The organism is Demequina sp., from assembly GCF_016278765.1.
In the GTDB taxonomy this organism is placed as follows: domain Bacteria; phylum Actinomycetota; class Actinomycetes; order Actinomycetales; family Demequinaceae; genus Demequina.
In genome coordinates, this window is sequence record NZ_JADQBE010000010.1 from 56,351 (window position 1) to 71,736 (window position 15,386).

13 protein-coding genes and 2 pseudogenes are annotated in these 15,386 nt (G+C 64.7%); 12 read left to right on the forward strand and 3 right to left on the reverse strand.

Translation table 11 applies throughout. The features are described 5' to 3' along the window. Positions 1 to 56: 56 nt before the first annotated feature. Complete coding sequence (locus tag QZZ29_RS01915) at positions 57 to 296, forward strand: hypothetical protein (RefSeq protein WP_291380966.1); 240 nt, start codon at positions 57 to 59, stop codon at positions 294 to 296. Beyond that, entirely contained in the window at positions 293 to 1,279 is a 987-nt protein-coding gene (locus tag QZZ29_RS01920; protein WP_291380967.1) for a hypothetical protein, read from the forward strand. The genes QZZ29_RS01915 and QZZ29_RS01920 overlap by 4 nt, the downstream gene beginning before the upstream one ends. 128 nt (positions 1,280 to 1,407) lie before the next feature. Here QZZ29_RS01920 and QZZ29_RS01925 read toward each other — a convergent pair whose 3' ends face one another. After that, positions 1,408 to 2,226, reverse strand: a complete 819-nt coding sequence (locus tag QZZ29_RS01925) for a hypothetical protein (protein WP_291380980.1) — start codon at positions 2,224 to 2,226, stop codon at positions 1,408 to 1,410. Between the two features lie 8 nt (positions 2,227 to 2,234). Between QZZ29_RS01925 and QZZ29_RS01930 the strand changes: the two are divergent. From QZZ29_RS01930 to pepN, 10 genes and pseudogenes are all read left to right on the forward strand, one after another. After that, positions 2,235 to 2,951, forward strand: a pseudogene (locus QZZ29_RS01930) (IS30 family transposase); the annotation flags it as partial. Positions 2,952 to 3,590: 639 nt separating this feature from the next. After that, positions 3,591 to 4,208, forward strand: coding sequence for a hypothetical protein (locus QZZ29_RS01935; protein ID WP_291380968.1), 618 nt, complete (start codon positions 3,591 to 3,593; stop codon positions 4,206 to 4,208). A 49-nt stretch (positions 4,209 to 4,257) separates the two neighbouring features. Continuing rightward, positions 4,258 to 5,280, forward strand: coding sequence for a hypothetical protein (locus QZZ29_RS01940; RefSeq protein WP_291380969.1), 1,023 nt, complete (start codon positions 4,258 to 4,260; stop codon positions 5,278 to 5,280). Then, the gene (locus QZZ29_RS01945) at positions 5,271 to 5,870 is read left to right on the forward strand and encodes an ATP-binding cassette domain-containing protein (protein ID WP_291380970.1); all 600 of its coding nucleotides are present in this window, start codon (positions 5,271 to 5,273) and stop codon (positions 5,868 to 5,870) included. The genes QZZ29_RS01940 and QZZ29_RS01945 overlap by 10 nt, the downstream gene beginning before the upstream one ends. Before the next feature lie 305 nt (positions 5,871 to 6,175). Continuing rightward, positions 6,176 to 6,928, forward strand: coding sequence for a hypothetical protein (locus QZZ29_RS01950; protein ID WP_291380971.1), 753 nt, complete (start codon positions 6,176 to 6,178; stop codon positions 6,926 to 6,928). Between the two features lie 206 nt (positions 6,929 to 7,134). Continuing rightward, positions 7,135 to 9,270 carry a putative transposase gene (locus QZZ29_RS01955; RefSeq protein WP_291380972.1) on the forward strand — a complete coding sequence of 712 codons (2,136 nt, stop codon included), beginning with the start codon at positions 7,135 to 7,137 and terminating at the stop codon, positions 9,268 to 9,270. Between the two features lie 99 nt (positions 9,271 to 9,369). Continuing rightward, positions 9,370 to 10,038 (forward strand): annotated as a pseudogene (locus QZZ29_RS01960) (DUF87 domain-containing protein); the annotation flags it as partial. Between the two features lie 81 nt (positions 10,039 to 10,119). Further along, on the forward strand, positions 10,120 to 10,608 hold the full coding sequence (locus QZZ29_RS01965; RefSeq protein ID WP_291380979.1) for an ATP-binding protein: 489 nt from the start codon (positions 10,120 to 10,122) through the stop codon (positions 10,606 to 10,608). Positions 10,609 to 10,632: 24 nt separating this feature from the next. Then, entirely contained in the window at positions 10,633 to 10,848 is a 216-nt protein-coding gene (locus QZZ29_RS12735; protein WP_366478859.1) for a KTSC domain-containing protein, read from the forward strand. A gap of 75 nt (positions 10,849 to 10,923) precedes the next feature. Next, positions 10,924 to 13,527: an aminopeptidase N gene (gene pepN / locus QZZ29_RS01970; RefSeq protein ID WP_291380973.1), complete on the forward strand. Its 2,604-nt coding sequence runs from the start codon at positions 10,924 to 10,926 to the stop codon at positions 13,525 to 13,527. Positions 13,528 to 13,583: 56 nt separating this feature from the next. On the opposite strand, the gene QZZ29_RS01975 is transcribed toward pepN, so the two are convergent. Together QZZ29_RS01975 and QZZ29_RS01980 are read right to left on the reverse strand one after the other, a co-directional pair. Beyond that, a complete protein-coding gene (locus tag QZZ29_RS01975) occupies positions 13,584 to 14,237 on the reverse strand; it encodes a class F sortase (protein WP_291380974.1) in 654 nt (217 codons plus the stop codon). Between the two features lie 53 nt (positions 14,238 to 14,290). Next, entirely contained in the window at positions 14,291 to 15,202 is a 912-nt protein-coding gene (locus QZZ29_RS01980) for an ice-binding family protein (protein WP_291380975.1), read from the reverse strand. Between the last annotated feature and the right edge of the window lie 184 nt (positions 15,203 to 15,386).

A 15,386-nucleotide genomic window follows, 5' to 3' on the forward strand; every position in this document is an offset into this window, starting at 1 on the left:
CGCTCCCCCACTGAACTCCCCCGGCGCCGCAACCGCTGCGGGGTTAGAGTAGAAGCGTGGCCCATGAGGGCGAATTTCATGAGCCCCTCAGCGACGAGGAGCGCCATGTCCTGCGGGGGCTCGCGAGCGCCTCAGCGCACCCTCCCCACGACCTCGTCGTGACCCCGTACCTGGAGTCCACGTCACCCAGGCGTCCGTCGTTCGCCGTGCTGCCCGCGCCCGTAGCCCTGCGAGGCCAAAGGCGCCTGCCCGACACCGATGCGGCCTCACACCACCCCGAAAGGAAGTTGTCATGAAGAAGGCACTGAAGGGATTCAGCGAGTATGACCGCTTTGGACCGTGGATCGACGAGGTCAAGCGAATGGACGACGTGCCGCGCCTGTATCGCAGCTACCCGATCGATTTCAGCGTTGAGCGCCTCGTGCTGAAGGTGCCGCGCGACATCACGCACAGGAACGCCACACCAGAGATGGACCTGTATGACCATCTGATCATGGTGGGGCGGGACCGGCTGACCGTGCTCAGCCGACGCAATGGCAGGTCCTTGCGCGCGGAGACTCACGCAACGACATCGGACAAGGCCAGGGGGTACGATGTCGTCGAAATCCAGTTTGCCGACATTGTCGCCATCCGCAACAGCCTCAACCTCTTGGATGGCCGTCTGACAGTCTCGACGTCCGAGGGAACCCCAGTCAAAGTGTCGTACAACGGATCCGCAGTTAACGTGATGCGCACGTTGGTCAGCGAACTCAGGGATGTCGCCTGCGCGAAGCCCGCAAGTCCTGTCGGCGAGGCACTCCTCGCAGCGGGCAGTCCGCTTGCCCGACCCGCTGTGGAGCCCGAGCACGGCCCTGTCGACACGTTCTTGGCGAGCGCCTTCCTTGAGGCCCACGGCGCCAACCCCCGCCTCTCCGCGTGGGCGGCACACGGGCGCCGGCGGCTCACTCCGGACGCCACTGGCATGCAGGCAACCATTCAGCGCATGAGGCATGCACTGTCGCCCATGACGCTGCACGGCGCGCTGTTCGCGGCGGACGAGGCAGCAATGGAAGTATTCGGGCGGCATTCCTGGCTCATCCGCGGCCGCGCCGCGATCTACTCCACGTCGCACCTGGTGATCCCCTTTGGCGCCCCCGACCGCCTCGACCTGGAACCCCATCCGCTCTACCCCGACGTGACCGTGGCGACCCTCGGCGCCGGCAAGTGGAAGGAGGAACTCCCCGTGCCGCGCGGCTCGGTCGCCGAACACCTGCTGCGTGAGGCGGCCAGCAAGATCTAGAGAGGCGGGCGCGGCTGAGGGGACCGAACGCACCTCGCCTGTCGTGCCTGGTGGCTTTCGCGGGCGACGTTCTATCGGCATTTTGGGTTCAGGGGGAAACCAGGGACGATGCGGCTTTCAACAAGTCTCTAACGCGGCGAAGCCCGACGCTTCCTGGCCTCCTTGTGAAGGGTGATCGGCGTGGTGTCCAGCACCCGGTTCACCATGGCCGCAAGGAATTGGCTGGGTTGAAGGCTCGGAGGAATCCGATCCTGTGCGAACTCGACGCGAGGCAGGTTCTCAAGTGGCAGGACCTGCACGGCGTCCAACTCGATACTCTCATCGATGTCCTCAGTCGGTTCATCCACGAGCTGGGCCTCAGCGAGCGCGTCCTCCCCGTCACCCGGGTCGTCAGGGGCGGGCGTGGCTCCGTCATAGTCGATTACCAGGAGCGCAACCGCGTGGTAGGCGTCATCCTCCTGGCCAAGCTTCTGTAGGAGGTCGATCAGCCACTCCGCCTTGTCGGGCTCCTCTTCGAAGATCGTCGACCTCAGACCGTAGAAGAAACCGAGCGGCGCCATGGGATGCCGGAGACGAAGGTTCTTCACATCCCCGTAGGACTCCTCGACACGGTTAGCCGCGTTCTTGCCGAAACTGGAATCCATTCGCTTTGTTGAGATCAGCAACTCAGGGCCCGTCTCCCAGCTCGACATCACGACATCGACCTGCTTCAGATAGTTCTTGCCAAGAACACTGGCACTCGAGGCGGTGGCACCTGGAATCGCCGCGCGGGACTTGATGCGAGCGTTGAGCGCCGCGCGATCCTTCTGAGGCAAGCCCTCCAACAGCCTGGCGATCGGCTCGGGTAGGACCCTTGGATGGTCCGCTCGTGGCCACACCGCATCAACATCAAAACCCGCACGCCGAAGCTCGTAGGCGATCCAAACGTCAAGGGCGAGCGCAGGCACCCCCGTTTCCCGAGCAAATCAGTCATGCTCTGATCAAGGACTACCCGGATGATCAGGAGATGCGTGTGTCACCCGAAACGATCTACCAGGCGCTCTACCTCCAGTCGCGCGGCGGCTTGAAGAAAGAGGTCCAGGCAGCGTTGCGTACCGGACGGGCCCGACGCAAACCCCAAAACACTGGGCAGGTCCGCCGGAATCGGTTCGCGGACCCGATGATCATGATTGCCGACCGGCCGCCAGAGATCGAGGACCGAGCCGTTCCGGGCCATTGGCAGGGCGACCTCATCACCGGCAGCGCAAACAAGTCCGCGATAGGCACCCTCGTCGAGCGCACCACGCGCTACGTGATGCTCGTGCACCTACCCGACAGCCACACGGCCGAAGCCGTCCGCGACGGTCTCGTGGCCGCAATCGGCACCCTGCCGGAACACCTGCGCGGGTCGTTGACCTGGGATCAGGGGTCGGAGTTGGCAACCCACAAGTCGTTCACCACGGCCACCGACATGCCGGTGTATTTTTGTGATCCGGCCAGCCCCTGGCAACGCGGATCGAACGAGAACACCAACGGGCTACTACGCCAATACTTCCCGAAAGGCACCGACCTCTCCATCTACAGCGTGGAAGATCTCGAGCACGTCGCCCAGGAACTGAACAGCCGACCACGCAAAACCCTCGACTGGGACACGCCCGCAGAGCGCATCCGTGATCTACTGATCCCGACCTAATTCACCGCAGTGTTGCAACGACCACTAGAAACCGCCCCATGAGTGGGCAGTTTTCGTGGCCACCAGCGGGCAATTCTGCTGGCCGCTCACGGGCAGTTCCTACTGGCCATTGACAGCCCTACTCGCGGAGGTCTGAGACACCGAAACAGCCCGAGAGGAAGAAGCCGCCTAAAAGAACCTCATCCACAGGTCTTGACTATTACTCCCGTAGGGTGGCTCTGCTACTCTCTGGGGTACGAGTCGGACATCCGACTTGCCGGTTCTGAGGGCTAAGAGAATTGGAAGATAATGACGACAAAGTTCGCGAAAAGGTCAGTGCTGGCTTCTGCAGTTACGGTTCTCTCGGGGGTCTCTTTGGCCGCACCAGCTCAGGCCTATGGCACTGCGACTTGGTCCACAGGCTGCGCCGCGTACCAGGGCAATTCGTGGTGGTCGGATGGGGCCATGCTCTCGTACTCACAGACGGTCGCGAATGACAACGACGAGGTCGGTGCGGCAGTTCGGTACTACTTGGGAAGCACGGCATACACCCACGGCTACGGATACGCGCTCCGCTCACGTGCCACGCTCTCATACGGCGGATACCACCAGTCCTACTGTTTCCCCGGCACGCAGACCCGTTCCAGTTGAGGTCAAAGAGTGACGCGAAACAAGTGGTCGCTCGTCGTGGCATCGCCACCTTTGCTCTTGGCGACTGCCGTCGGGCTCGTCCTTACTGGGTGCTCCTCAACATCAAGCGGAGACTCGAATTCACCTCCGAGCCTTGAGCAGATCGCTGCGAATGCTCGGGCGGGGGGTCATGACTGGCAGGCAGACCTACTCGATGATGGTGACATTACCCCGGCCGAATATGACGAGGGCCATCGCCGTAATCTGGCGTGCCTCGACGCGGCGGGCATCACCTACTCGGACCCAGAGCGCAACCTCCCGGACGGGTTCCGATGGCTCTACGACATGTTCTGGCCGGGCTTGTCCGACAGCGAAGGGCAGCGGGTTTCGCAGGACTGTTACGACCAGAATCTCGGTGACCTAGAGTTGGCGATGTCGGCCTGGGGAGACTGGTCCACGGAGCCAGCGCTGCTTGCAGACATCGTAGATTGCGTCAACAACCAGGGCTTCTCGATCGATGCAGATGTGAAGAACTGGAACCAGGTGTGGCTCTCGGGTGCCGATCAGGGCCTGACCCAGCAAGCGGTGGCCATGTGCGCTCAGAACGGCATGGCCCGCCTGCATCCCGGTGTTGGGTACGCACTCTGAGGCTAGGAATGCCCCCCAAGCCCGTGCTCGGGGGGCATTCCTAGCGGTCATGGCGCTGTTGGTGGTGGCACAGGTAGCGCCCGCCGCAGTGTTGCTGGTCGCCTGGTCCGGCGATGATGAGAGCAGCCGGGCATTGGATCAACCAATGGTGCTGCAACTAGACGGTTTGCCGCGCTCGGTGACGGTCGGTGCTACGGCCACCCCCGTCTGGGCTGACGGCAGCATTGCGCGTGCTCCGGCGTGGAGCGGGTTGACCACAGCCGTGCTCGTGGTCGTGGGGGACACGCTTGCCGATGGGGATCCGGTGGCACGGGTCGATGGCGTCGAGGTGCGCTACTACGAGTTGGAGACTCCCTTGTTCCAGCCGGTGTGTACTCACGACACTGTGCTTGTCTCCGAGGTCCGCGGGATTCTGCAGTCTGTGGGGTTAGACGTTGGCACTACAGAGTCCTTGAGGTGGACGGACATCCTGGCGATTCGCGCCTACGCGGAATCGATCGGTGTTCCCAACGCCAAACAGGTTTCCTGCTTCCAGCCTGGTTGGGTGGTGTCAACCACGGACCCAATCGGAAAACTCGGAGAAGTCGACCTCCTGGTCGGCGCGCTGGCGCCTGCTCTCGGTGAGACGGTCCTGGTGGGCACGCCGGTGCTTGAGTCGGTCGAGTTGACCGGCAACACCGGCTCCTCGTCGATCGACGATCACCTTACTGTTGAAGGCGCCCAGACTTTCGACTCGACCGAACTGCTCGTTGTGGGAGCTTCGACGGGTGTCGGACTTGGCGACCTGAACGATCCTGTGGCCCTAGAGACACTTGCCGGACTGATTGACCCCACCCTTGAGTCCTTTGGTATGGCAGTGCGGCTCTCCCTTCGGGACTCGCAACTTGTGGTTCCAGCGACCTCTGTGGTCGACCTCGCTAGCGACCATCCGTGCGTCGAGGCGGGCGCCGATGGCCTGCCCGTTGCTGTGTCGATCGTCGCATCCTCAATCAGCGGTCTGATCATCGACTTCGGCGACCAGTCGCTGCCCAGCCAGATTCGGGTGGAGCCGGGAAGCGCTTCATGCGCATAGAGGCGAACAGCCTCTCGCTCATCGCGGGGAACAGGCGCCTCTTCGCGGACCTCAACGTCGCCTGGGACGGACCGGGTCTTATTGCGGTGATCGGACCGTCGGGTTCAGGGAAATCTACCTTCCTGTCGTCCCTAATGGGGTGGACTCGCCCCGACGAGGGCAGCATTGTTGTCCAGCCCGCCAGTTCAGTGTGGCTAGTGCCGCAGAACGCGCCCCTTCTGGACTCGCGTACGGTCCACGAGAATCTTGAGGTGGCGCTGTTGGCGGACGACGACACGCTACTACCCTCCCGCCGTTCAATCGATGAGACCCTGGCTGCGTACCGGCTGGACCACCAGACGAACGTGCTCGCCAAGCACCTGTCTGGGGGAGAGCGGCAGCGAGTTGCGCTCGCGCGCGTGGCGCTGCGGCAGCCCCACATACTTCTCGCCGACGAAGTCACCGCAGGCTTGGACCCCGCAAGCGTCAAGATGGTCACAGAGGCGCTCTGCGAACTTGCTTCGCATACCCTCGTAGTCGTCGCAACGCACGATGAGCGTGTATGGTCCGCCTCGGACATCGTGCTCGACTTGGCAGAACGGGCGATATGAATGTCCCAATAGCGAAACTGGTCGTCGAGACGATGCGGGCGGTGTGGTCCCGCCCGGTGTGGGCCCTAATTACAGTGGCCGCGTGTGCCGCCGTTGGCGCCGGACTGGCAGCCATCATCGTCGATGATGCCCACACAATCAGCGCGCGGCAAGACCTACTGACGGCGAGGGGGTGGGGTCTCGTTGTCGTGTCCAGCGCCGCTGGAGAAACGCTCGATCCCCGAGCCTGTGCTGAGGCGGCTGGCGTGGACGGGGTAATTGCCGCTGGCCCCGTAAGTGCCACGAGAGATGTGAAGGCGCTGGGCTTGGATGCAGGTCTGAGCGTCACCGAAGTGTCGATCGAAGTGGTGCGCATGTCATGGCCGGAATCGGGAGTGGACCTCACCACCGCAGGTCTGCTCACGCCGGGGTTGCAGTCGCTTGCAGGGCTCGGAGGTGGAGTCTTCTACCTCCGGGAAGGCGGTGTGTCCGTGCCGGTACGGGTTTCCAGGCTGGACGCCCCAGGACGCTACCAAGCGCTTGATGGAGGGCTACTGATCGTTCGCAGCGAAATCGACTCCCCCTCCTACTGCCTTGTCGACGTGCCGCCTGAAGAGGTGGAGAACCTTGCCCTGGACATTGCCGCCGCGACGGTGTCGTTTGGCACGATCTCAGTCCCCTCGCTCTCCCCGTCAGAGGCATCGCCGACTCCTGGGGAACTCGTCCAGCAGCATCGTGACCGCCACTTCCCGTTGATAGCCGGAGCGTTCCTACTCATCATCACCGCAGTGCGGCTGCTCCGTTCTCGTCGCGACCGAGCCATATACCGCCTACTCCGCTTCGGTCGCGCGGATCTGTGGACGATGGGAATCATCGAGTACATGTTTCTAATGGGAGTCCCCGTGATGAGCGCATTCGCGACAGTGCTGCTCGCAGACCAGGGGAATCGCGTCCCCACTCAAGTTCTCGGCCTGCGGGAGGCAGCACTGCTCTGCGTGGTTTCCACCATCGTTGCAGTAGCGTTCGCATCGCTGTCGGCTGTGGGCAGAAATACCCACCAGTTCGCCCCCGGGGCTTAGCGACTGATCTGAGCGTGCAAAATACCTCTTCCAGCTCGCAACGCGCCGCCCAGGGCAGTGATTAACGCGCTCTGGAGACCAAGGGGATAGTTCGGGCGCTGCAAGGCTCAGACCTCCTTGAGTAGGTGATTGAAGCGCCCTGTGACCAGGGCTTTTTGTTTGGGTCGGACCGTCGGAAATGTGTGGTGATGTGGTTGACTTGCGGAGTGCTTCAGACCGAGTTGCTAGGGATGCCAGAGCCAGCGGTGCTGCGCCTGGTGACCAGCGGTGGGCAGGTCATGGTGACTTGTGGCCGGGTACTGGTCTACCGCTACGACGCCGATGACATCGGGATGCGGAACTTGGCGATCGTGGCGTTGACCGACGCCGATCGCCGAGTCGATGAGGTCGCTGCGGTCTTCGAGATGACCGCGACCTATGTCTCGATGCTGCGTGGGCGGGCCCGCCGCAACGGTTCGTCGGGGCTGGTGCGCCGCCGTGGCCGCCCGCCCAAGCTTTCTGAGAAGCAGGTGGCCCAGGCCCGGGTGTGGGCCGGGTCGGGGTGGACCCAGCAGGCGATTGCGGACCGGCTCAAGGTGGCCCGCTCGGTGATCAGCGACCTGCTCGCCCGGCTGGGTCCGGCCCCGGTGCAAGAGGCCCTGCCCGAACCCGAGGAGGCAGAGCCCGAGCCCGAGACCGACCAGGTGGAGGCCGACGAGCCCGGGGCCGACGAGCGCGGGCCAGCCGGGCCTGGATCAGGTGAGGAGCAGGCGGTGGGGGCCGCTGGTTGGTTCACGGGTTCCTCCCGGGTCGGCGAGGGTGTGTTCGGGTCCCGTTACGCGGGGGCGATGCTGCTGCACGCCTACTTGGATCGGGTCGGCGCCCAGAGCATCTTCGCGTCGTTGACCGGCCGACCGGCCCGGCGCTATGACGACCTGGCGGTGCTCTCGACCGCGACGCTGGGCTTCGCCCTCGGCGTCGACACCATGGAGGGGGCCAAGCACCTGCGCCGCGCCGAGGCCGGACCGGTGGTCGGGTTGAGGATGATCCCGGAACTGGCCACGCTGCGGGCCCGGCTCTCGGCGTTAGCCGACGGATCGGACCCCCTGGGGCTGCAGCGTGCGTTCGCCGCCGGGATGCTGTCTGCGGACCCGGCCGGTGATCCGGTCTACTTCGTCGATGACCACTTCGTGGCCTACTCCGGTGCCCGGCCGGTCGGCAAAGGCTGGAACACCAAACGTCGCCACGCCCAACCCGGCCGCGACGACACCCTGGTCGTCGACGCCCGTGGCCGGGCGGTGGTCTTCGGCTCCGGGGAACCGACTGGGCTGAGTTCCACCCTGCCCGGTGTGCTGGCCCAACTACGCCAGGTCCTCGGTGCTCAGGCGCCGGTGCTGCTCGGGTTCGACCGTGGCGGGGCCTACCCGGCCGCGTTCACCGCGTGCCGAGCCGCCGCCGCGGACTGGGTCACCTACCGGCGCGCCCCACTGGTCCAGGCCGCCGCCGCGCCCCGGCGGTCCTGGGCCATCCGCGACGGCAAACGGATAACGGTGATGCTGGCCGATGAGAGCGTGGCCATCAAGGGCTACGGCACCGCCCGTCAGCTCACCTTGTTCGAAGCCGACGTCCCGGTGCTCCAGCTGCTGACCAGCGACACCGGCGCGAGCGGTGCCGGGTTGTTGTGCTGGCTGCGGGCCCGGTGGCGGATCGAGAATATGTTCAAGTACGCCGCCGAACACAACGGCATCGACACCCTGGCCGACTATGCGATGGACATCGGCCCCGACACCCGCAAGGTGACCAACCCGGCCCGGACCGCGGCCCGCAAGACCCTCGCGGCCGCCGAGGCCGACCTGATCACGGCCGAACGGGCACTGCCACAGATGCTGGCCGGGCCAAGCACCCCGAAACAGAAGAACAGCGCCCTACCAAAAATACATCGCCGCATCGAGGACGCTACCGCCGCAGTGGCGGCCGCCAAGACCAAGCTGCACCCGATCCCGGCAAAGATCCTGGCCACCGACCTGGACCCGGACGCGAAACGAGCCCGCCCCCGCATCGAACGCCGGGGCCTGCAAATGGTGCTCCGGCTCCTCGCGTTCAACGCCGAAGCATGGCTCGCCGAACACCTTAACGCCTACCTAGCCGACCCCGACGAGTACCGGGCCATCACCCGCAACCTGCTCCACCTCAGCGGCCAGATCGACTACACCACCAAGGCGATCACCGTCACCCTGGACCGGCCCGACAGCCCCCGGATCGCCCGCGCCCTCCAACTCCTCACCGACGAACTCAACACCACCCCAGCACGGCTACCCGGCGACCGCCGTAGGCTCACCTACCAGCTCGCAGAAGCCACCTGAATCTCAACACTCACCGCGGCCCTACTCGCGGAGGTCTGAGTCTCTCTCGACCTAGCAAAATTAGTTGCGCGCCATGTCGGTGTCTTCGGCGCCTCGGGATCGGGAAAGACGAACCTCGTCGCGCATCTCGTTCAGCGAATAGCTGCATCAGAAAACAAGCATGCGCACATCGTCGTGATTGACACGCAGGGTGAGTATGCCGACGCTCTCGATGCGCAGGCGACTGTCCTCCGCCCCAACGTTGACGGAGGGTTCGAGATACCTGCATGGGCCTTCCCTTGCCGCCAGTTGCTCGCGACGCTTATCGGGCGAGAGCCAAGCGATATCGAGGCAGACGGTTTTGCAGACGTTGTAGTCGAACTGAGGCGGGCTCACGCCGAGGGATCCGACTGGCTCAACATCGATTCCTCTGCAATAAATCCGGATACTCCAATACCGTATGACCTCAAGGCAGCCTGGTTTGAGTTCGATAGACGCAACCATGCGGTCTACGAGGATCGCAACGATCAGGGCGCTGAGGTGTTCTCCACTCGCGGCAGCCCGGCTGGTCTTGTGCCGTCGCAGCACGATCAGTATGGCGCAGGCAGCGCCGCACCATTCAAGGGCAGCCGCCACGGGGCGTTCCGGGACGCACCTCGACGTATGCGGGCCAGGACGAGAGACCCTCGGTTCCACTTCCTCCTTCCCTTGGCAGACTGGCCGCACGTGAGCGAGGATCCACTGGCCGGATACCTCGCGCGGTGGGCGTCTAGAGCCAGTGGGGTCGTCGTGCTCGACTTGCAGGTGCTTACTGCTGAAGCGACGCAAATCGCCGTGTCCGCCGTGTTGGACTTCTCGCTTGAGCTCGCCGTGCGATCGCGCGAACTCCCTAACGCCGACGCGCACCCTCTGTTGCTCGTGATCGAGGAGGCCCACCGCTACTTTGAGGTTGGCCCCCAAAGCTCAGACACTAGGCGCGCCCTCGAACGCGTAGCGCGGGAGGGGCGGAAATACGGAGTCGGCCTGGCTTTGGTCTCGCAGCGACCATCGGACGTTGCGGCGACAGTTCTCGCGCAACTTGGCACCTTCATGGGATTCAGGCTCACAAATTCAAGTGACGTGGCAGCAGTCACCGCCGCTCTGCCTGACGCGGTCGGCAACATCGCTTCCAGCCTCAGCACGCTTCGGACCGGCGAGGTGGTGATGTCGGGCGAAGCGGTCGGCGTGCCGTCGCGCGTGCGGATGCCGCTACCAACTCCTGAGCCCCGGTCAGGGGATGCTGCCACCGTGCGATGGCAGACCGAGCCCAGCGCTGGCTCGTTGGTCGATGCCCTGGCGCTCGTTCGGCAGTACCGATAGATACCTAGGAAAAGAGACCGAATCATGCTCGATTGGCTACCGACACCTGAATCTACGCGCACGGCAGCGATAGCGTACGACGCGAAACAGAGGGTCATCCACGTCGAGTGGCCCAACGGTGGCCACCACTTCTACTTGGAATGCTCAGAGTCCGAGTGGCATGAATTCAGTGATCCGAGCACATCCAAGGGCGGATACCTGCGAGCAGTACTCGACCATCACACCCACATGCCTGCGTGACCGCAGTTCACGCCCTTCTCGTCCAAACGGTGAAACTAATCTCACCCGTCGTCCCTCCGTGCCACAATCGCATTCATGCCAGGAACCAATCTCACACGCGCCGAGGCCGAGGCCCGCGCCACCGTCGTCTCCACCGAGACCTACAACGTCGTGCTGGACCTCACCACGTCCGAGGAAACCTTCCGTTCGACGTCCACCATCGCGTTCACCGCGAAGCCGGGCTCGAGCACCTTCGTCGACCTGATCGCGCCGACGGTGCACTCCATCACTCTCAACGGCAACGACCTGGATCCGGCAACCGCGTACCAGGACAGCCGCATCGAGTTGTCGAACCTCGCGGAGCACAACACCCTCACCGTGGTAGCCGACTGCGCCTACATAAACACCGGCGAGGGCCTGCACCGCTTCATCGATCCCGAGGACGGCGAGGTCTATCTCTACAGCCAGTTCGAGGTGGCGGACACCCGGCGGGTGTACGCCGTGTTCGAGCAGCCGGACCTCAAGGCCGAGTTCACCTTCACCGTCACGGCGCCCGAGCACTGGCACGTGCTCAGCAACTCGCCTTCCACCAAGAAGGCCGCCGAGGGCAGCATCGTCATCGCGGACACCGCCCGCGGCGTGGCCCGCTGGGAGTTCTCCCCCACCACGCGCCTGCCCTGCTACGTGACCGCGATCGTCGCCGGCCCGTACCACGAGGTCGTCGGCTCCCTGGAGTCCCGCAAGGGCGCCATCAGCGCCAACGTGTACTGCCGCAAGGCCCTGGCCCCGTACCTGGACGCCGACGTCATCCTGGGCGACACACAGCAGGGGTTCACCTTCTACGAAGACAAGTTCGGCATGGACTACCCCTTCGAGAAGTACGACCAGATCTTTGTGCCCGAGTTCAACGCGGGCGCCATGGAGAACGCCGGCTGCGTGACGTTCCTTGAGGACTACGTGTTCCGCTCCAAGCCCTCACAGGCGCGCGTGGAGCGTCGCACCGTCACCGTGCTGCACGAACTCGCGCACATGTGGTTTGGCGACCTCGTCACCATGAAGTGGTGGAACGACCTGTGGCTCAACGAGTCCTTCGCGGAGTTCACCTCCACACTCGCGACCGTCAAGACCACCAAGTGGGTCAACAACTGGGTGACCTTCAACTCGCTTGAGAAGTCCTGGGCGTACCGCCAGGACCAGCTTCCGTCAACGCACCCGATCATGGCGGAGATCCGCGACCTCGAGGACGTTGAGGTCAACTTTGACGGCATCACCTACGCCAAGGGCGCGTCCGTGCTCAAGCAGCTCGTGTACTGGGTGGGCGAGGACGAATTCTTCGCCGGCGTCGCCGAATACATGAAGAAGCACCACCACTCCAACGCCACCCTGAACGATTTACTGGTGGAACTCGAGAAGGCCTCGGGCCGCGACCTGGCCGCCTGGTCTGACGTCTGGCTCCAGAAGGCCGGCGTGACCACCTTGCGCCCCATCATTGAATCCGACGAAGCCGGGTTCATCACCCGCTTCGCCGTTGCCCAGGAGGTCCCCGAAGAGTGGCCCACGCAGCGTCCGCACCGCCTGGTCATCGGCGGCTACGACATCGTGGACGGCCTGCTGACGCGCACGGAGGCCGTGGAGATGGACATCGACGGGGAACTGACCGAGGTGCGCGCGCTGGTGGGCAAGAAGCGGCCCGCCCTGGTGCTGGTCAACGATGACGACCTCGCGTACGCCAAGGTGCGCCTGGACGAGAACTCCCTGGCCACCGCCATAGAGCACCTCAGCGACCTGGGTCCACTGCCCCGGTCCATGGTGCTGAGCGCCGCGTGGGACATGACGCGGGACGGCGAGCTGCCGGCCCGCCAATTCATCGATCTGGTGCTGGGCAACGTCGGCGCGGAGACCGAATCCAGCACGATGCTGGTGCTGCTGCGTCAGCTGGCAACCGCGCTGAGTCTCTACACGGCGCCCAGCGCGGCCGACAGCGCCACCGAGAAGGCGGCCGATGCGCTGTGGCATCTTGCGCTCGAAGCCGAGTCCGGCAGCGACAGCCAGTTGCAGCTGATGCGGGCGTTTGCCGAGATGGCGTCCACCGAATCGCAACTGGACAACGTCGAGGCGCTGGTGGACGACAAACTCCACTTCGACGGCCTCATCGTCGATGCCGACCTCGCCTGGGACCTGCTCATCTCCCTGGTGGCGGGCGGTCGCGCCGGCGAGGTGGCGATCGAACTGCAACTGGGCAAGGACGCCACCGCGTCGGGCCAGCGCCGCGCCGCGCACGCGAGGGCCGCGCTTCCCGGCGCCGAGTTCAAGCGGGCCGCCTGGGACGCCCTCATCAACGCTCCCGCTGGCAAGGACCTCCCCAACGCGCTCCAGGCCGAGACCATCGGCGGCTTCAACCACGTTCACGACGTGGCAATCCTGGAGCCTTTCGTGGACGAGTACTTCGCCATGCTGCGTCGCATCTACGCGGAGAAAACCAACGAGATGGCGGCCAACCTGATCGAGGGGCTGTACCCCGTGCACCAGGCTGGCCGTGTCGCGGACCTCCAGGACAGGGCCGATGCCTGGCTTGCCGAGAATGCCGACGCTCACGACGCTCTCAAGCGCCTGGTGATCGAAGGCCGCGACGGCGTGCGCCGCGCCCTGGTCGCGCAGGCCGCGGACGCATCGGCCGCGTGGGAAGAAGTCGTCGAGTAGGCGCCTGCTACTCACCGCGTGGATCCGGGATCCGGGATCCGCGAGAATCCCGGCGCTCAGCCGGAGGTGGCTGGAGTGGAGGAGACCAACTCGGCGAAGACCACCACATTGTCCTCGTAGTGTCCTGCCTCGTCGTCGAAGAGGCCCCCACACGTAATCAGTCTCAGGCCCGCGAAGTCCACGGCCCCGTAGACGGCGTCCGTCGGGAACTCATTCTTGGGGTACTGGCCCACCTCGGTGACGGCGAAAACCGCCGTACTGCCGTTGGCGCGCTCGACGTTGACCAGGTCACCCGGCACCATCAGGTGCAGATCGTGGAAGATAGCAGGGCCATTCCAATCCACGTGCCCTGCGATCACCGCGGGTCCGAGCTCGCCCGGCGTGGGCGCGCCCGTGAACCAGCCCGCGAGAGTGCCGTCCGGTGGGACCTCAAGAGTGCCGTCCGGTTGCAGACCCAACGCCATGAGCGGGGTATCCACCGCGATCGAATCGGCGATGAGTCTTACCGGATCCGAGGCCCCCATCGGAGCCGAAGCCCCCAACGCCCCTGCCGACCCAGAGGCCTCAGGCGGCACGGCCGCCGGCGTGATGACCGTTGCAGGTGTCGGCTCGACGCCCCCCGCACGAGCGGTCGGGGAGTCCTGAATCGCGGACCACGTCGCCATGCTCACGGCGACACCGCCTGCCACCGCAATGGCGCCGAGCACCACGACGCGTCGTCGTGGCGAACTACCAGCCCACCGCCGTGCGGGCCTCGTCAGTTTCACACCGTACGCAAGCGACGCCGCGTGAGCACCGCGAAGACCACGCCGACCGATGCAAGAAGAGTGACGACGCCAGCGGCGACGAAGGTCGAATCGGCTCCGCCCGCGGCGCCTACTGTGCTGCCGTCACCCGTCTGCACCCCTCCCACGGGAGTGGTGCTGGGACCTGCACTGGGGGCGGCGCACACGGGAGAAGTGATGGTGTTGGTGTCCAGGGTGACGGTGCCGTTGCGCGCGAGGAGCCGACCCTGAACCGTCGCGCCCGTGCCAGCCGTGATGGAGGTGAGCGCCATGATCGTTCCGGTGAAACTCGCGCCGGTGTCGAGCGACGCAGAACTGGTGACCTGCCAAAATACGTTGCACGCCTGGGCGCCGTTGGTCAGACTCACGGTCGCCGACGGTCCAACGATGAGGTCGGAACCGGCCTGGAAGACGAACACCGCGTCAGGATCTCCCGCAGCATCCAGGGTGAGCGCGCCGGTCAGGTTGATCTGAGAGCTCGAGTTGTAGACGCCGGACGTGAGCGCCTGGCCCGCGAGGTCGGCCACAATGGGCGACGTCGGGCCCTGTCCCGCCGCGACATCGTACGCCGTGCCGAGGTCGGTCTTGGCGGTCTGTGTCACTCCGTCTCCACCGTGATCGGTGCCATTGACGGTGATGGAGCCGGACCCCGTGATGGACGTGGTGGGGAACGTTCCGATGTCTCCGTTGAGAGTGTTCGGGCCCGTAGCTGTCACGCCCGCGCCTGCAAGCACCGCGAAACTTCCCGCAGTGCCAAGGGGAACGGCAGTGGGCAACGCGTTGGCTGTCCCGGAACCGACCAGGACGACGGCGGAGGAGACGACTGCGATGATCGAGGCCCGCGCGAAATGGCGGCCAGCGAGGCGATGATGAGACGACGAAAACGACATGGAGAACCTTCCCGACACGAACCTAAGAAAGACAAGCCAGGAGGTTCATGCGGCCGTTCTAAGGGCCTGTGGCGCCTGACGGCAAGGAAGCCGAATTCTGTAACCCGATCATACGCTAGGTAAACGTGGCGACGAGACTCATCTAAAGTGCTCGCGTAATGGGGTGCGTGCCTCATTTGGGATT